This window comes from Winslowiella sp. 2C04, assembly GCF_050037805.1.
GTDB classification, from domain to species: Bacteria; Pseudomonadota; Gammaproteobacteria; order Enterobacterales; family Enterobacteriaceae; genus Erwinia; species Erwinia toletana_A.
This window is the reverse complement of the sequence record NZ_CP188300.1, coordinates 4,286,508-4,304,392: the sequence shown is the minus strand read 5'-3', so window position 1 is coordinate 4,304,392 and position 17,885 is coordinate 4,286,508. Positions and strand designations below refer to the sequence as shown.

At 54.3% G+C, this 17,885-nt stretch carries 14 protein-coding genes; 10 read left to right on the top strand and 4 right to left on the bottom strand.

Translation table 11 applies throughout. The features are described from left to right. Nucleotides 1–212: 212 nt before the first annotated feature. The 3 genes from msrQ to ACP3TC_RS19425 all read right to left on the bottom strand — a co-directional run bounded on the left by msrQ (nucleotide 213) and on the right by ACP3TC_RS19425 (nucleotide 2,919). Nucleotides 213–815, bottom strand: a complete 603-nt coding sequence (gene msrQ, locus ACP3TC_RS19435) for a protein-methionine-sulfoxide reductase heme-binding subunit MsrQ (protein WP_313855285.1) — start codon at nucleotides 813–815, stop codon at nucleotides 213–215. Continuing rightward, complete coding sequence (gene msrP / locus ACP3TC_RS19430) at nucleotides 816–1,820, bottom strand: protein-methionine-sulfoxide reductase catalytic subunit MsrP (RefSeq protein ID WP_426817073.1); 1,005 nt, start codon at nucleotides 1,818–1,820, stop codon at nucleotides 816–818. Nucleotides 1,821–1,941: 121 nt separating this feature from the next. Then, nucleotides 1,942–2,919, bottom strand: a complete 978-nt coding sequence (locus ACP3TC_RS19425) for an MDR family oxidoreductase (RefSeq protein WP_426817072.1) — start codon at nucleotides 2,917–2,919, stop codon at nucleotides 1,942–1,944. Nucleotides 2,920–3,154: 235 nt separating this feature from the next. On the opposite strand from ACP3TC_RS19425, the gene csrD reads away from it, so the two are divergent. From csrD to tldD, 8 genes are all read left to right on the top strand, one after another. Continuing rightward, a complete protein-coding gene (gene csrD, locus ACP3TC_RS19420) occupies nucleotides 3,155–5,104 on the top strand; it encodes an RNase E specificity factor CsrD (protein ID WP_313855289.1) in 1,950 nt (649 codons plus the stop codon). Between the two features lie 315 nt (nucleotides 5,105–5,419). Beyond that, entirely contained in the window at nucleotides 5,420–6,463 is a 1,044-nt protein-coding gene (gene mreB, locus ACP3TC_RS19415) for a rod shape-determining protein MreB (protein WP_052898226.1), read from the top strand. Nucleotides 6,464–6,529: 66 nt separating this feature from the next. Beyond that, nucleotides 6,530–7,576 (top strand): rod shape-determining protein MreC, encoded by a 1,047-nt coding sequence (gene mreC, locus ACP3TC_RS19410; RefSeq protein ID WP_313855291.1) that lies wholly within the window; start codon nucleotides 6,530–6,532, stop codon nucleotides 7,574–7,576. Further along, the gene (gene mreD, locus ACP3TC_RS19405) at nucleotides 7,573–8,061 is read left to right on the top strand and encodes a rod shape-determining protein MreD (RefSeq protein ID WP_313855292.1); all 489 of its coding nucleotides are present in this window, start codon (nucleotides 7,573–7,575) and stop codon (nucleotides 8,059–8,061) included. The genes mreC and mreD overlap by 4 nt, the downstream gene beginning before the upstream one ends. A gap of 8 nt (nucleotides 8,062–8,069) precedes the next feature. Then, a complete protein-coding gene (locus tag ACP3TC_RS19400; protein ID WP_313855293.1) occupies nucleotides 8,070–8,663 on the top strand; it encodes a Maf family protein in 594 nt (197 codons plus the stop codon). Further along, complete coding sequence (gene rng / locus ACP3TC_RS19395) at nucleotides 8,653–10,122, top strand: ribonuclease G (protein ID WP_313855294.1); 1,470 nt, start codon at nucleotides 8,653–8,655, stop codon at nucleotides 10,120–10,122. The genes ACP3TC_RS19400 and rng overlap by 11 nt, the downstream gene beginning before the upstream one ends. A 71-nt stretch (nucleotides 10,123–10,193) precedes the next feature. Continuing rightward, nucleotides 10,194–13,991, top strand: coding sequence for an AsmA2 domain-containing protein YhdP (gene yhdP / locus ACP3TC_RS19390; protein WP_426817071.1), 3,798 nt, complete (start codon nucleotides 10,194–10,196; stop codon nucleotides 13,989–13,991). A gap of 64 nt (nucleotides 13,992–14,055) precedes the next feature. After that, complete coding sequence (gene tldD / locus ACP3TC_RS19385) at nucleotides 14,056–15,501, top strand: metalloprotease TldD (RefSeq protein ID WP_313855296.1); 1,446 nt, start codon at nucleotides 14,056–14,058, stop codon at nucleotides 15,499–15,501. 40 nt (nucleotides 15,502–15,541) lie between these two features. On the opposite strand, the gene aaeR is transcribed toward tldD, so the two are convergent. Next, nucleotides 15,542–16,459, bottom strand: a complete 918-nt coding sequence (gene aaeR, locus ACP3TC_RS19380) for an HTH-type transcriptional activator AaeR (RefSeq protein ID WP_313855297.1) — start codon at nucleotides 16,457–16,459, stop codon at nucleotides 15,542–15,544. Nucleotides 16,460–16,738: 279 nt separating this feature from the next. Here aaeR and aaeX point away from each other — a divergent pair, with 279 nt between their 5' ends. Both aaeX and aaeA read left to right on the top strand, forming a co-directional pair. Continuing rightward, a complete protein-coding gene (aaeX, locus tag ACP3TC_RS19375; protein WP_052898234.1) occupies nucleotides 16,739–16,942 on the top strand; it encodes a p-hydroxybenzoic acid efflux pump operon protein AaeX in 204 nt (67 codons plus the stop codon). Between the two features lie 7 nt (nucleotides 16,943–16,949). Continuing rightward, nucleotides 16,950–17,882 (top strand): p-hydroxybenzoic acid efflux pump subunit AaeA, encoded by a 933-nt coding sequence (aaeA, locus tag ACP3TC_RS19370; RefSeq protein WP_313855299.1) that lies wholly within the window; start codon nucleotides 16,950–16,952, stop codon nucleotides 17,880–17,882. Nucleotides 17,883–17,885: the final 3 nt, after the last annotated feature.

Genomic DNA, 17,885 nt, shown 5'->3' with positions numbered 1-17,885 from the left:
TTGAGGCAACGCGTAAAATACCTTGTGAAAAACCATTTGTCACCCTTCAGGATGAAAATTGGCGCCACATTGCCTGCAAAGGCGGGCATTATATCGATTTCGTTGCAATTAGCAGCTAAATACTGGTCTTATCAGCGAAGATTATCAACCGCGAGCCGATGATGGCTGGCGGTTGTCTGCAGGATATGCGGGCTGGAACACATTATCTGGGGCTATTTGGAAAACCACTTAGCAAACTTCTTGTAACGCCATGCCAGCAAGATCGCTGCAATAATGGCGTAAATTACCGGCTGTGGCGACAAAATCTTCACCGACCAAAGATAGTGAATCGGTGTGAGGATCGCCACCAGATAGACGAAATTATGCAAAGTCTGCCAGCGACGGCCAAGAGCGCGCTGGGCTTTCTGAAATGAAGTCAGTGCCAGTGCCAGCAGCAGCAGCCAGCTGATCATCCCCAGTAGCAGATAAGGGCGGGTAACTACTTCCTGACCGAGCAGTCGCAGATTGCTGATCCCCAGCTCCAGCAGTGAATAACTGATCAGATGAAGCGTGGCCCAGGCAAAACACCATAAACCGAGCAGTCGGCGGGTGCGAATCAGCAGCGGCTGCCTGGCGTAGCGCGCCAGCGGGGTGACCACCAGCGTCGCCAGCAGCAGTTTCAGCGCCATTCGGCCGGTAAAATGCTGAATATCTTTCGCCGGATCGGCGCTGAACCACCCCTGATCGACAGAAAGGATCAACCACAGCAGCGGCAAAAAAGCCGCCAGGTGCAGCAGCACCTTCAGCGCGGTAATCTGTTTTAGTGTCAGGCGCACTCAGTAATTCTCCCGCAAATCCAGCCCGCGATACAGTGAGGCCACCTGTTCGGCATAGCCGTTAAACAGCAGGGTTGGCTGACGCTTTACGTCCAGAATGCCGCCAGAACCGATAAAACGCTCGGTAGCCTGCGACCAGCGCGGATGGTCAACATGAGGATTCACGTTGGCATAGAAGCCGTATTCTTCCGGACCTGCCAGGTTCCAGGTGGTCGGTGGGCGATCGCGGGTCAGGCTGATATGCACAATTGATTTGATATTTTTGAAGCCATATTTCCACGGCACCGTCAGGCGGATGGGCGCGCCATTTTGTGGGGGTAATGCTTTACCGTACACGCCGGTGGTTAACAGCGTCAGCGGGTTCATCGCTTCATCCAGCCGCAGCCCTTCAACATACGGATATTTCAGGCCGCCGCCAATAAAACGGTCCTGCTGGCCGGGCATTTGGTCCGGTGCATACACCGTCTGAAAAGCGACAAAGCGCGCATTGCTGGTGGGCTCGGCGGCTTTCAGCAACTTGCCCAGCTCAAAACCTACCCACGGCACCACCATTGACCAGGCTTCAACGCAGCGCATGCGGTAGATTCGCTGCTCAAGCGGAAAACGCTTAAAGATGTCATCCATATCCAGCGTCATTGGCTTGCCAACTTCACCGTCGATACGGATTTTCCAGTCGGTGGTTTTCAACGAACCGGCATTCGCCGCCGGGTCGGCCTTATCAAGGCCAAACTCGTAATAGTTGTTATAGCCGGTAACTTTATCTTCCGGCGTTAAGGTTAAATCGGTCTGCCAGGCGGCAGGCTTGGTGAAATCGAGTGGTTTACCGGAAGGTGCAGCAGGGCGGTCATTGCCTTTAAACCACGACAGCAGGTCGGCACGCGCGGTAACCGGCAGCGTCATGGCGGCGGCGCTGAGACCGAGTGTTTTTATAATATCGCGGCGGCGCTGGTTAAATACGCTTTCCGGCGTAACGTCGGCTTCAGTCAGTTTATTCACAGGCTTCATCAGAACGCCCTCATGGCAGGAGAAGAGACTGCAATCAGCATGGTGCAAGCTGGCTTAACTGGCGAGTTTTTGCCGGAAAATATGAAATTTCCTGGACGCGCTCCCTCGCGTCCTGTGCCGGTTACGCGATTTTGACCAGCGTACGACCGGTAACATCATTATTAAGCAGTCGCGCTGCCGCGTCGGCCGCGTCGGCCAGCGGTACTTCGCGGGTCGCCTGCTGATAAAACGATGCAGGCAGGATCTTCAGTAAACGTTTCCAGGCTTCACTGCGGCGTGCAGCGGGTGTCATTACTGAATCCACGCCTTGCAGGCGCACATTGCGCAGAATAAACGGCATTACCGTGGTCGGCAGCGAAAAACCACCAGCCAGACCGCAGGCGGCGACGGTGCTGTTATAGTTCATTTGCGCCAGTACGCTGGCCAGCACCCGATCGCCGGCGGTATCAATCGCTCCTGCCCAGCGCTGTTTTTCCAGTGGGCGCGTCTCGCCGTTAAATGCGCTACGCGGCAGAATCTCGCTGGCACCCAACTGGCGCAGATAATCGTGCGTGCTTTCGCGACCGCTTACCGCCACCACGCGGTAGCCCAGCGCGCTGAGCAGAGCGATTGCAGTACTGCCCACGCCGCCGCTGGCACCGGTTACCAGCACCTCTCCGCTATCCGCCGTCACGCCACCTTCTTCCAGCGCCATTACGCACAGCATGGCAGTAAAACCGGCGGTACCGATAATCATCGCCCTGCGCGCGTCCAGTCCTTCCGGCATCGCTACCAGCCAGTCGCCGTTTACCCGCGCCTGCTCTGCCAGACCACCCCAGTGCTGTTCACCGACGCCCCAGCCGGTCAGCAGTACTGCCTGGCCAGTATGAAAACGCGGATCTTCGCTGTGATGGACGGTGCCGGCGAAATCAATACCCGGCACCATCGGGAAATTGCGGATTATCTTTCCTTTACCGGTGATCGCCAGCGCATCTTTATAATTAATACCAGACCAACTGATATCCACTGTGACATTGCCTGGCGGCAATAAATCACGGGAGACCGTTTTTACGGTGGCGAGGGTTTTCCCCTCGGATTGTTCTAATAGCAATGCTTGCATAAGAATCTCCTGAAATAATCCGTCAATCTGCTGAAAATGTAGTTGCTATAACTATACTCGCCAAAAATAGGCGTAAACTGCGGCGGCGCAAACAAAAGCGCATTCGGTTATGTTATTTTCTACCATTAAGCTGATTCTGATGACTCAGCGCGGCTCTTTTTCACTGTTATTAACCTCAGATCGCCTCTCGCTTGGTTAATGGCGTTGTTTATCACCGCAGTTAAAAGGCACAAGGATGCGATTAACCACCAAACTATCTGCGTTTATCACTTTGCTCAGTGCATTGGCAATGTTGCTGATGTTAGTGGGCTGTGCGTTCAGTTTCTTCTATCTCAGCTATCAGAAAGTCGAGCAGCGGGTTCAGACTATCGCCACCGAAATCGATCAGTCGCTGATGTACAGCACGGCAGCGGAACTGGAACCCTGGCTGCGCAAAATGATGCCGCCGCTCAACATTGAACGTATCGAGATTCACGATAACCTCCACACTTTGCTGTCACTCAACCGCCATCAAAATGCACTCATCGAAGATGAGCCTAACCGCTTCAGCCAGTCGGAAATCACGCTGATTAAGCATCCGGAAATGAGGGTACGTATCCTCTGGCTCGATCCGGCCAATACCTGGTTCCGTTCATTTATTGGTACTTCAACGGTGATCGCGGTGGTCAGCGTGGTCATTATTATGATGATGATTCTGCTGCTCTCTCACCGCTGGCTCTACCGCCAGTTGAAAGGGATGGAGAGCCTCGAGTCACGCGCGCAAAGAGTGATCCTCGGCGAGCGCGCCAGTATTGAGCGCGGTTCGGTGCATGAATGGCCGCCTAAAGCCAGCGGTGCTATCGATCTGTTACTCAACGATCTGCAGGAAGCCGGTGAACAGCATATCCGCGTTGATACGCTGATCCGCGCCTTTGCCGCCCAGGACGCCAAAACCGGACTGCATAATCGGCTGTTTTTTGATAATCAGCTCGCTACCCTGTTGGAAGATGCGGAGGACGTTGGCGCGCATGGGGTGGTCATGATGATCCGCCTGCCAGATTTAGACACCCTGCGCGAACACAATGTGCAGAACACCCGTCAGGACTATCTGTTCGATCTGGTCAATATGCTGTCGACCTTTGTGATGCGCTATCCAGGCGCGCTGTTGGCGCGCTATTTTCGCAGTGACTTTGCGGTGTTATTACCGCACCGCACCTTAAAGGATGCCGACAGCATCGCCAGCCAGCTAATTAAGGCAGTGGATTCGCTGCCGCCGATGCGCATGCTGGATCGTAACGATATGATCCACATCGGTATCAGCGCCTGGCGCAGCGGCCAAAGCACCCAACAGGTCATGGAGAATGTTGAGCTGGCGACGCGTCACGCCACGCTGTTGGGCGGCAACAACTGGTCGGTTGGTGAGGGGAATACCAGTGAGATGGGGCGTGGCAGTGTTAAATGGCGCACGCTGCTGGAACATACGCTCAACCTCGGTGGGCCACGGCTGTACCAGAAACCGGCGGTAACCCGCGAAGGTAATGTCCATCATCGGGAAATGCTGACGCGCATCTTTGATGGTGAGAAAGAGCTGCTGCCTGCTGAGTATATGCAGCCGGTTCAACAAATGGGGCTGGCAGAGAGCTACGACCGTTTGCTGGTCACACGGATTATCACGTTACTGAGCGTCTGGCCGGAAGAAACGCTGGCGATGCCAGTCACCGTCGATGCGTTATTGCAGCGTACTTTCCAGCGCTGGCTGCGTGATAGCCTGCTGCAATGCACTAAATTGCAAAGAAAACGTATTTTATTTGAACTTGCAGAAGCGGATGTGTGTCAACACATCAATCGACTACAGCCAGTTTTCCAGTTACTTGAAGGATTTGGCTGTCGGATTGCCGTCAACCAGGCAGGATTAACCATGGTGAGTACCGCGTATCTTAAACAGGTCAAGGTGGAAATTATTAAGCTTCACCCTGGGCTGGTACGCGATATTGAACGTCGTACTGAGAATCAGCTGTTTGTACAAAGTTTGATCGAGGTATGCAAGGTGACACCGACGCGTGTTTTCGCCGCAGGTGTCAGAACACGATCCGAGTGGCAGACGTTGTCGGAGCTGGGCGTAGCAGGCGGTCAGGGTGACTTTTTTGCCGCCTCTCAGCCGGTTAACAGCAACGTAAAAAAATATTCGCAAAGATATCGAGTTTAGTCTGCCGTTAACCTCGATTTCACGTAGAATAGCCGCGCGGTTGTGGTTCGAGGCGGCTTCGTCGGTGAACCGATGAAACCTAAAAATGTTAAATTTTATGTATGTTATGTCCGCTTGCCAGCCATAATTTTGAAAGCACAGTGCCTGATTTCAGGGCTACGGTTGTAATGTCGCTATTGCGGTTATGTCATGAGCAAGAAATTGCCTGACTTTTCACCGAATCAGAACGCTCTGGCGCCTTGTAGCTGCCTCGTGTGGTTGGTAAAGTAAGCGGATTTTATTTTCCGCCCCCAGCTTGCAGGATTATCCTTTAGTATGTTTAAAAAATTTCGTGGCATGTTTTCCAACGACTTGTCCATCGACCTGGGTACCGCCAATACCCTTATTTATGTGAAAGGACAGGGCATCGTTCTGAATGAGCCTTCGGTCGTTGCTATTCGTCAGGATCGCGCTGGCTCCCCAAAGAGCGTAGCGGCTGTCGGTCATGACGCAAAACAGATGCTGGGCCGTACGCCGGGTAACATCGCCGCAATTCGCCCAATGAAAGACGGCGTAATCGCTGACTTCTTTGTGACCGAGAAAATGCTGCAGCATTTTATCAAGCAGGTTCACAGCAACAGTTTTATGCGCCCCAGCCCACGTGTGCTGGTGTGTGTGCCGGTCGGCGCAACGCAGGTTGAACGCCGTGCCATCCGCGAATCTGCTCAGGGAGCAGGTGCTCGCGAAGTATTCCTGATTGAAGAGCCAATGGCTGCGGCTATCGGTGCCGGATTACCTGTTTCTGAAGCGACCGGTTCTATGGTCGTGGATATCGGTGGTGGTACTACCGAAGTTGCCGTTATCTCGTTGAATGGTGTGGTTTACTCCTCTTCTGTTCGTATCGGCGGTGACCGTTTCGACGAGGCCATCATTAATTATGTGCGTCGTAACTACGGTTCACTGATTGGTGAAGCGACGGCTGAACGTATCAAGCACGGCATTGGCTCGGCTTATCCGGGTGATGAAGTGATTGAAATTGAAGTTCGTGGGCGTAACCTGGCTGAGGGTGTGCCACGTGGCTTTACGCTCAACTCCAACGAAATTCTTGAAGCGCTGCAGGAGCCGTTAACCGGCATCGTCAGTGCGGTAATGGTTGCACTGGAACAGTGCCCGCCGGAGCTGGCTTCCGACATTTCCGAGCGCGGTATGGTGCTCACCGGAGGTGGCGCACTGCTGCGCAACCTCGATCGTCTGCTGATGGAAGAAACCGGTATTCCGGTTGTTGTCGCAGAAGATCCACTGACCTGCGTCGCGCGCGGCGGTGGTAAAGCGCTGGAAATGATCGACATGCATGGCGGCGATTTGTTCAGCGAAGAATAATCTGCCAGGGGAGTGGTGGTCAGGCCATCACTCCCTTTTCTTGATGTCGAGGAATACGCTGCGTTTATGAAGCCGATTTTCAGCAGGGGTCCATCCCTGCAGCTGCGCCTTTTTTTGGCGGTTATCGTGGCAATTGGAGTTATCGTTGCCGACAGTCGAGTGGGGGCTTTTACCCAGATTCGCACCTATATGGACACTGCTGTCAGTCCATTCTATTTTCTGGCCAATGGGCCACGTCAAATTCTGGACAACGTTTCTGAAACGTTGGCCTCCCGCCAGCAATTAGAGCTGGAAAATAAAGCGTTGCATCGCGAACTCTTCCTGAAAAACAGTGAGCTGCTGATGCTGGGCCAGTTTAAGCAGGAGAACGCGCGCCTGCGTGAGCTGCTTGGCTCGCCACTGCGTCAGGATGAACATAAGATGGTCACTCAGGTGATCTCTGCCGGAACCGATCCTTATACCGATCAGATGGTGATCGACAAAGGCAGCATCAACGGTGTTTATGAAGGTCAGCCGGTAATCAGTGATAAAGGCGTTGTCGGGCAGGTGGTTGCCGTTGGCAAAGTCACCAGTCGGGTGCTGCTGATTTGTGATGCCTCACATGCGCTGCCGATTCAGGTATTACGCAATGATATTCGCGTGATTGCCGCCGGTAATGGTTGTACTGAAGATCTGCAGCTGGAACATCTGCCGGGTAATACCGATATCCGCGTGGGCGATGTGCTGGTCACCTCAGGGCTGGGCGGCCGCTTCCCGGAAGGTTATCCGGTTGGCGTTGTGTCCTCGGTCAAAGTGGATACCCAGCGTGCTTACACCGTGATTCAGGCGCGTCCGACGGCCGGCTTGCAGCGGTTACGTTATCTGCTGCTGCTGTGGGGCGCGGATACGCGTGGTGATATGCCAATGGCACCGGATGAAGTTCATCGCGTTGCTAACGAGCGCCTGATGCAGATGATGCCGCAGGTGCTGCCGCCTGCCAGTGCGATGGGGCCACCGGCACCCGCCGCGCTGACCACGCCGCCAGCGGCCACTGCACCCTCGACCAACAGCCAACAACCTGCCGCCAGCGGCAGCGGACGTAACCCACCCGTCAGCCGTGGAGGTCAGCCTTGAGTAGCTATCGCAGCCATGGTCGTTGGGTTATCTGGCTCTCCTTTTTGGTTGCGCTGGTGCTGCAAATTATGCCCTGGCCGGATCAGTTCTATATGTTCCGGCCATCATGGCTGCTGCTGATTCTGATTTACTGGGTGCTGGCGCTGCCGCATCGGGTTAATGTCGGCAGCGGATTTTTGATGGGGGGCATCATGGACCTCATCTCCGGTTCCACACTGGGCGTGCGTGCGCTGGCGCTAAGTATTATCGCCTATCTGGTGGCGTTTAAATTCCAGCTGTTCCGCAACCTGGCATTGTGGCAGCAAGCATTAATGGTTATGGTTCTGTCGCTGGCAATGGATGTCATTGTTTTCTGGGCTGAATTCTTAGTAATTAATGTCTCATTCCGACCAGAAATTTTCTGGAGCAGTGTCGTCGACGGTATTCTCTGGCCCTGGCTATTCTTATTGATGAGAAAGATCCGCCGTCAATTCGCTGTTCAATAAGGACAACTATGCTATCTCTGTATCTTGCTTCCGGTTCACCGCGCCGACGTGAACTGTTGACGCAGCTTGGCTTGCGTTTCGAACGGCTGGCGACTGAAGTTGAAGAGCAGCGTGGTGACGGCGAAGCTGCCGCGCACTATGTGCTGCGCCTGGCGCGCGATAAAGCGCTGGCTGGTGTGGCGGTTGCTGCGCTGGATTTGCCGGTGCTCGGAGCAGATACTATCGTAGTGCTCGACGGTGAAGTGCTGGAAAAACCCCGGGATCAACAGCATGCCCGCGAAATGCTGGCGAAACTTTCCGGTGCCACCCATCAGGTGATGACCGCCGTGGCGCTGGCCGACTCGCAGCAGGTGCTTGATTGTCTGGTGACCACTGACGTCACTTTCCGCATCTTATCAGCGGAGGATATTGCCAGCTATGTCGCCAGCGGCGAGCCGATGGATAAAGCCGGGGCCTATGGTATTCAGGGGCTTGGCGGTAACTTTGTCAGAAAAATTAATGGCAGTTATCACGCAGTTGTCGGACTCCCTCTGGTTGAGACAGCAGAGCTGTTCAGCCACTTCCAGTCTCTGCGTGAACTGAGAGGACAACATGACGGCTGAATTGCTGGTTAACGTTACGCCATCGGAAACGCGGGTTGCGTACATCGATGGTGGAATTCTGCAAGAGATTCATATTGAGCGCGAAGCGCGTCGCGGCATTGTCGGAAATATTTATAAAGGTCGCGTCAGCCGGGTGTTACCGGGTATGCAGGCGGCTTTTGTCGATATTGGGCTGGATAAAGCCGCATTTTTGCACGCCTCTGACATCATGCCGCATACCGAATGCGTCGCCGGTGAAGAGCAGAAGAACTTCAGCGTGCGTGATATCTCTGAGCTGGTGCGTCAGGGACAGGATCTGATGGTGCAGGTCGTAAAAGATCCGCTCGGCACCAAAGGCGCACGCTTGACTACCGATATAACACTGCCGTCGCGCTACCTGGTGTTTATGCCCGGCGCTTCACATGTTGGCGTCTCACAGCGTATCGAAAGTGAAGCCGAACGCGATCGCCTGAAAGCGGTGGTATCGAGCTATTGCGATGAGCTGGGTGGTTATATTATTCGCACCGCTGCTGAAGGCGTCGGTGAGGATGAGCTGGCATCCGACGCGGCCTTTCTGAAGCGCTTATGGACGAAAGTCATCGAGCGTAAGAAGCGTAATCAGACGCGTTGCCGTCTGTATGGCGAAGTGGCGCTATCGCAACGCGTGCTGCGCGACTTTGCCGGGGCGGCGCTCGATCGGGTGCGCATTGATTCACGTCTGACCTTCGAACACCTGGTGGAGTTCACCAGTGAATATATTCCGGAGATGACCGACAAGCTTGAGCTGTATACCGGCAAGCAGCCGATCTTCGATCTGTTTGATGTTGAAAACGAAATTCAGCGCTCGCTGGATCGTAAGGTGGAACTGAAGTCTGGTGGCTACCTGATTATCGATCAAACCGAAGCGATGACTACCGTCGATATCAATACCGGCGCGTTTGTCGGCCATCGTAATCTCGATGAAACTATCTTTAATACCAATATCGAAGCAACGCAGGCGATTGCCCGCCAGCTGCGATTACGTAACCTGGGCGGCATTATTATTATCGACTTTATCGATATGAATAATGAGGAGCATCGCCGTCGGGTGCTGCACTCGCTTGAAACCGCGTTAAGTAAGGATCGGGTGAAAACCGGGATTAACGGTTTCTCACAGCTTGGTCTGGTGGAAATGACGCGTAAGCGGACCCGAGAAAGCATTGAGCACGTGCTGTGTCGCGACTGCCCGGTATGTAAAGGGCGCGGCACGTTAAAAACCGTCGAAACCGTCTGCTACGAAATTATGCGCGAGATTGTCCGGGTGCATCATGCATACGATTCCGATCGCTTCCTGGTGTATGTCTCACCGGCAGTAGGGGAAGCGTTAAAGAGTGAAGAGTCTCACGCGCTGGCGGAAGTGGAAATTTTCGTTGGTAAACAGGTCAAAGTCCAGGTCGAACCGCTCTATACTCAGGAGCAGTTTGACGTGGTGATGATGTAAAGGTTTATCCAACATTGCGGGTAAGCAAAATTGCCCGGCAGGTTATACAGATTTAAGACAAGGAGAGGTGTGTGAGGCAGTGGCCGAGGATCCTGTTATTAACAGGCGCAACAGTGATCGTCATCGTTGCGCTGCTGATCAGTGGCTTGCGATTAGTGATGCCGCATATGGACAGCTATCGTGCCTCGATCCTTAACACCCTCTCATCTGCCAGCGGTTTGCAGATTGACGCCAGCGCCTTGCACGGTAGCTGGCAAACCTTCGGCCCGACTCTTGAGGTCAGGGACGTCAGTATTGGCCTGAAAGATGGCGGAAAGCTGACTGTCGAGCGGCTCACCTTAGCGCTGGATGTCTGGCAATCGCTGCTGCATGCCCGCTGGCAGTTTCGCGATCTGACTTTCTGGCAGTTGCACTTCACTACCAACTCACCGCTGATGAGTAGCGACAGTAACAGCGGCAGTTTTAAAAGCGATAAAATCAGCGATCTGTTTTTGCGCCAGTTCGACCACTTTGATCTGCGCGACAGCAGCGTCAGTTTTCTGACGCCTTCCGGCCAGCGTGCGGAGCTGGCGATTCCACGGCTTACCTGGCTTAACGAACCCGCACGCCATCGTGCTGAGGGCGAAGTCAGCCTCTCCAGCCTGAATGGCCAGCATGGTGTGGTGCAGATACGGCTCGATCTCAACGATAATAATGGTTTACTCAATAACGGTCGCGTCTGGATGAAGGCCGATGATGTTGATGTTAAACCGTGGCTCGGTCAGTGGATGCGCGATAATACCAGTCTGGACAGCGCCCGCTTTAGCCTCGCGGCGTGGCTTAGCCTGAAACAGGGCGAAGTGTATGACGGTGATATCTGGCTGAAGCAGGGCGGCGCCAGCTGGCAGGGCGATCAACGCGAGCATCGTTTAGATGTCGATAATGTCACTGCGCATGTCACACGGGCTAACGGCGGCTGGGCGATTCAACTGCCGGAAACCAATCTGCAAACTGACGGCGAAGCCTGGCCGAAAGGACAAATCTCGCTGTTCTGGCAGCCGGAAAGCGGTCTGCTGCCGGGGTCGGATCGCGGTGAAGAGCTGCGCGTGCGGGCAACCCATTTGGATATCAAATATCTCGACCCGCTGATCCCACTGTTTGCCCGATTATCTCCTCAGCTGCTGGATAACTGGCGCGCTATCCACCCGCTTGGGCAGATTGAGGCGCTGGCGGTAGATGTGCCGCTGCAACAGCCGGAACAGGCGCGTTTTCAGGCGCACTGGAAAAACCTGAGCTGGCAGCATTGGCGGCTATTGCCGGGAATGGAACATTTTAACGGTTCACTCTACGGAAGTGTGGCACATGGCAGGATACAACTGGATATCGCCGATGCCACGTTACCCTATGGGGATATGTTCCGCGCGCCACTGGAGATTCAGCAGGCTACCGGTGCTATTGACTGGCACTACAGCGACAGTGGCCTGAGCTTAAGCGGCAAAGATCTTGATGTAAAAGCGCGTTCACTGTGGGCGAAGGGCGATTTTAACTACAGCCAGCCAAAAGAACAGCCACCGCGTCTGGATATCCTCGCCGGCATTAATGTCACCGATGCCAGCGATGCCTGGCGCTATTTCCCGGAACCCTTGATGGGCAAGTCGCTGACCGACTATCTGAGCGGGGCGATCAAAGGCGGTCAGGTGCAGAATGCGTCGCTGATTTTTGCCGGTAATCCTGCGAAGTTTCCGTTTAAGCATAATGACGGCATGTTTGAAGTCTGGGTGCCGCTGCGCAACGGTCACTACGAGTTTGAACCGGGCTGGCCGGCGCTGAATAATCTGGCTATCGACCTCGATTTCGTCAATGACGGGCTGTGGATGAATGCACCCGAGGCGATGCTGGGTAATGTGCACGGCAAAAATATTACTGCGGTGATCCCTGACTATCTGAAAGAGAAGCTGATCATTGATGGTGATATCAGCGGTTCCGGGCCGGATGTCCGTAACTATTTTAATCAGTCACCGCTGAAGCCATCGCTGGGTGCGGCGCTGGATGAACTGCAGATTGGCGGGGATGTAAGTGGTCGCTTACATCTCGATATCCCGCTTGATGGCGAAGAGGTGCGTGCCAGCGGTGAAGTGGCGCTGAATAACAATACGTTACTGATTAAGCCGCTGGAAAGTACTCTCAGCCAGCTGACCGGCCGCTTCAGCTATGACAACGGTAATCTGCAAAGTGATGAAATGAGCGCCAGCTGGTTTGGACAACCAATTGGTGTCAATTTTAATACCGTTGAAGGTGAGAAAGACTACCGAATTGGTGTCAATCTGAAAGGCGACTGGCAGCCGGCAAAAATCGATTTATTGCCAAAGCAGCTGGCAGGGCGACTGAAGGGCAGCGCAGCGTGGAACGGCAAAGTGGCAATTACCCTGCCGCACAGCGGTGATGCCAAATACGATATTACTCTCGACGGCGACCTGAAAAATGTAAGTAGTCACTTACCTTCTCCGCTGGATAAACCCGCCGGCAGCGCGTTACCACTTAAAGTAACAGCTAAAGGTAATCTGAACAGTTTCGAGCTGAGCGGTGCCTTGGGTGAAAGCCACAGGTTTAACAGCCGCTGGTTACTGGGCAAGCAATTACGCATTGATCGGGGTATCTGGGTCAACGACAGTAAAACCAAGCCAGCCTTACCGGCAACGTCTGGCATGGTGTTAAATCTGCCGCCGCTGGATGGTGAAGCCTGGCTCGGGTTGATGGCGGGCGGCGGCCAGGGGCAGGCGGGCAGTGGCTATCTGCCGGGAAATATTATTGTGCGCACGCCAGCACTGACGTTGGCGGGTCAGCAGTGGCGCGATCTGGATGCCAGCATCAACCAGACGGTTTCCGGTGACACGCAGGTCAAGGCAACCGGGCGCGAAATTCGCGGTTCACTGGACATCGCGCGTAACGCGCCGTGGCGCGTTCACCTCAACTATCTCTATTACAATCCAGAATTTGCCAGCAGCCACGATGGTAGCGCTTCCCCGCTGCCAGCCGACAGCAGCGCGATCGATTTCAGTCGCTGGCCCGCGCTGGCCGCGATGTGCGACGAGTGCTGGATCAGAGGACAGAAATTCGGTCGTATGCAGGCCACGCTGACGCCGAAAAATACCACTCTGACGCTGACTAACGGCTTGATTGACAGCGGCACTGCGCGGCTGACGGTCAATGGCGAATGGGTTAATCGCCCGGGCGAGCAGCGCACGTCATTAAAGGGCCGACTTAACGGACAAAATATTAGCGAAGCGGCCAACTGGTTTGGCGTAAGCACGCCGCTGCGCGACTCGCCGTTTAATATCGAATATGACCTGCACTGGCGTTCTGCGCCATGGCAGCCATCGGAACAGAGTCTGAGCGGCGTATTGAAGACACATTTAGGTAAGGGGCAAATTGCCGATGTGAGCACCGGCCGCGCCGGACAGCTGCTACGACTGGTCAGTTTCGATGCTCTGCTGCGCAAGATGCGCCTCGATTTTAGCGATACCTTCGGTCAGGGCTTCTGGTATGACTCGATTAACGGCACCGCGTGGATTGAAAATGGCGTGATGCGTACCGATAACCTGCTGGTGGATGGCCTTGAAGCGGACATTGCCATGCAGGGCAAGGTGGATTTAGTGAAGCGCGAGATTGATATGCAAGCGGTGGTGGCTCCGGAAATTTCTGCCACTGTCGGTGTTGCTACCGCCTTTGTGATTAACCCAGTGGTGGGTGCGGCGGTATTTGCCGCCAGCAAGGCGCTCGCACCGCTGTGGAATAAGATTTCTGTCCTGCGTTATCACATCAGCGGGCCTATTGATAAGCCCGTCATCAACGAAGTGTTACGCAAGCCGCGTGAAAACAGCGCAAAGTGAATTTGACGGCGCTGGTGAATTGCCGCAGGCTATAACTATATTGTCACACAACAAGTGAGAAACGATGACTCTGAATCTGGTAAGTGAGCAGTTACTAACTGCTAACAACATTAATCATCAGGATCTATTCACCCTTTTAGGGCAGCTTTCAGAACGTCGACTGGATTACGCCGATCTCTATTTCCAATCCAGCTACCATGAATCCTGGGTGCTGGAAGATCGCATTATTAAAGATGGCTCTTACAACATCGATCAGGGCGTCGGCGTCCGGGCGATTAGCGGTGAGAAAACCGGCTTTGCTTATGCTGACCAGATCACCCTGAATGCGCTGACGCAGAGCGCCAATGCCGCGCGCAGTATCGTGCGTGAACAGGGTGACGGCAGAACCAAAACGCTGGGTGCGGTAGCCCATCGTTCGCTTTATCCGGCACTGGATCCGCTACAGAGCCTGTCACGGGAAGATAAAATTGCCCTGCTGCATCGCGTCGACAGCGCGGCGCGTGCCGCTGATAAGCGCGTGCAGGAAGTTACCGCCAGCCTGAGCGGCGTGTACGAACTGATCCTGGTGGCGGCCACTGACGGCACGCTGGCCACTGATATTCGCCCACTGGTCCGACTGTCTGTCAGCGTGCAGGTTGAAGATGATGGCAAGCGCGAGCGTGGTTCCGCTGGCGGCGGTGGTCGTAGCGGCTATGAATTCTTCCTCGCCGATGAAAATGGTGAAGTGCGTGCTGAAGCCTGGGCGCGTGAAGCGGTGCGCATGGCATTAGTCAATCTGTCTGCCATTGCTGCTCCGGCCGGCACTATCCCGGTAGTGCTGGGGGCTGGCTGGCCGGGCGTTCTGCTGCATGAAGCGGTAGGTCACGGTCTGGAAGGTGACTTCAACCGTCGTGGCACCTCGGTGTTTAGCGGCCAGATGGGGCAACTGGTGGCATCTGAACTTTGTACCGTGGTCGACGATGGCACCATTGACGGACTGCGCGGCTCACTGGCAATCGATGATGAAGGCGTACCGGGTCAGTACAATGTGCTGATTGAAAACGGCATTCTTAAAGGTTATATGCAGGATAAGCTTAATGCGCGTCTGATGGGCGTGCAGCCGACCGGAAATGGTCGCCGCGAATCCTATGCGCACCTGCCGATGCCGCGTATGACTAACACCTATATGCTGGCGGGACAGTCGACGCCGCAGGATATTATCGAAAGCGTTGAGTATGGCCTGTATGCCCCGAACTTTGGCGGCGGCCAGGTGGATATCACTTCCGGTAAGTTTGTCTTCTCAACTTCCGAAGCCTATCTGATTGAGAAAGGTAAAGTGACTAAGCCTGTGAAAGGCGCGACGCTGATCGGTTCCGGTATTGAAGCGATGCAGCAAATTTCGATGGTGGGGAATGACCTGGCGCTGGATAAAGGTGTCGGCGTTTGCGGTAAAGAAGGGCAAAGCCTGCCGGTAGGCGTTGGCCAGCCAACTCTGAAGCTGGACAAACTGACGGTCGGCGGTACTGCCTGATCACTGCTGCAGGGCGGCGATTTCGCCGCCCTGCAGCAGATTACTGCTTGCGGTGTTCCTGATAAAGCGTGCCCACCTGCTCAAAATATTCCGTCAGATAATTAATACACACCTGTACTTTCAGCGGTAACTTATCTTTCTGGGTATACACCGCATACACTGGCCGTGGGTCAGACTGATACTGGCTAAACAGAATTTCCACTTCTCCGGCATTAATCTCATCAATCACCCACATTAATGGTACATAGGCGATACCAGCGCCGGATTTCAGCCAGCGCGTCAGGGTTTGCGAATCATTGGTGACAAAGCGTCCCTGTGGCGACAAACGAATAGCGGTGCCTTCCGGCGCGATCAGCTCAAAATCATTATCCGGACGTACGCTGTACTCCAGCCAGGAAAAATGGCCGATATCGCCGGGCTTTTCCGGCGCGCCATGCTGAGCAAGAAAGCTCTTTGCTGCGCACACCACCATCGGCATCGAACCCAGGCGTTTTGAGAACAGGCTGGAGTCCTGCAGCGCACCCACGCGGATCACCAGGTCGAGGCCGTCGGCAATCAGATCCGGAGCCGGAATGCCGGTGACCAGATTGACCGTCAGGCCGGGATATTCACGCAGCATTTCGGCGGTCATGGTGGCGAGGACATTCTGCGCCATGGTCGATGAACTGCCAATTCTCAGGGTGCCAGTCGGGGTGTTGTTAAAGGCATACAGTTGTTCATGCACTTCCTGTGCCTCAGACAACATGCGGCGGCAGCCCTGAAAATAAATTTTTCCGGCTTCAGTCAGGCCGATGCTGCGGGTACTGCGGTTCAGTAGTTTAACCTGCAGTACATCTTCCAGTTTTGCCACGATCTGGCTGACGGAAGAGACGCTCATCTGCAACTGACGCGCCGCAGCGGTAAACGAACCCAATTCAACCACTTTGGCAAAAACCGACATGCCTTTTAGTCTTTCCATTATTCACTCTGGCTTAAAAGTGATTTAGATCACAATATGTAGAAAACATATAGTCATGCGCGTTACTATATGGCTGCCGGGTCACCGTCTGGTTACTCACCCCCTTGCCAATATTGCTTAATGGTAATCTATCATTAAGCTACGGTTCTGATTTTCGTCTGACAGTTTACCTGTCGCCCGACCATCATCAACCTGTAACGCGTAGTCCACCTGAAATATTGGCGGTGCACCATTTTGGCGAAACGGACTCACCCGGCACTGTATGTAAAAGGATAAGAGATGAGTGTGCTTCCGGTTATTGTCGTATTCGGGCTTTCGTTTCCGCCCATATTCTTTGAGATTATAGTGGCGCTGATGCTGTTCTGGCTGGTGCGTCGCGTGCTGATGCCCACTGGAATCTATGATTTAGTCTGGCATCCGGCACTGTTTAATACAGCGCTGTTTTGCTGCCTGTTTTATCTGGTATCCCGTTTGTTCGTCTGAGGTCATAGTGAAAGCTCTAATAAGAAAAATCGCCCGTTATGCGATCACCATTTTGCTGGTTATCATCGCTGTCCTGGTCATCTTCCGCGCCTGGGTGTTTTACACCGAATCGCCATGGACGCGAGACGCTAAATTTACCGCTGATGTGGTGGCCATTGCGCCTGACGTCACCGGTCTGATTACCGATGTGCGCGTGTATGACAACCAGTTGGTTAAGCAAGGTGATGTGCTGTTCACCATTGATATGCCACGTTTTCAGAAAGCACTGGATGAGTCCGAAGCGGATGTCGCCTACTATCAGGCGCTGGTCAATGAGAAACGCCGTGAAGCCGGACGCCGCAACAAGCTGGGCGTATCGGCGATGTCACGCGAAGCGATTGAGCAATCCAACAACGATCTGCAGACCAGCGAGCATCAGCTGGCTAAGGCACAGGCCACGCGCGATCTGGCGCGGCTGGATCTGGATCGTACCGTAATCCGTGCGCCAGCCGATGGCTGGGTCACCAACCTTAATGTGTACCGCGGTGAATTTATTACCCGTGGGTCAACGGCGGTCGCGCTGGTTAAGCAGAACAGTTTCTACATTCTGGCTTATATGGAAGAGACCAAACTGGAAGGCGTGCGTCCGGGCTATCGCGTTGAAATTACGCCGCTGGGCAGCAGTAAAGTATTGCGTGGCACCGTCGACAGCGTTGCTGCAGGTGTGACCAACAGCAGCAGTACCGTTGACAGTAAAGGGATGGCGACCATCGACTCCAACCTGGAGTGGGTGCGACTGGCACAGCGTGTTCCGGTTAAAATCCGTCTCGATAACCAGCCTGGAAACCTTTATCCATCAGGCACCACTGCCACCGTGGTGGTAACCGGCGCAACAGATCGGAAAAACGAGCAACTACCGCCGCTGGCCAGGTTTTTGCAACGCTTGCGTGAGTTCGGCTAAGCG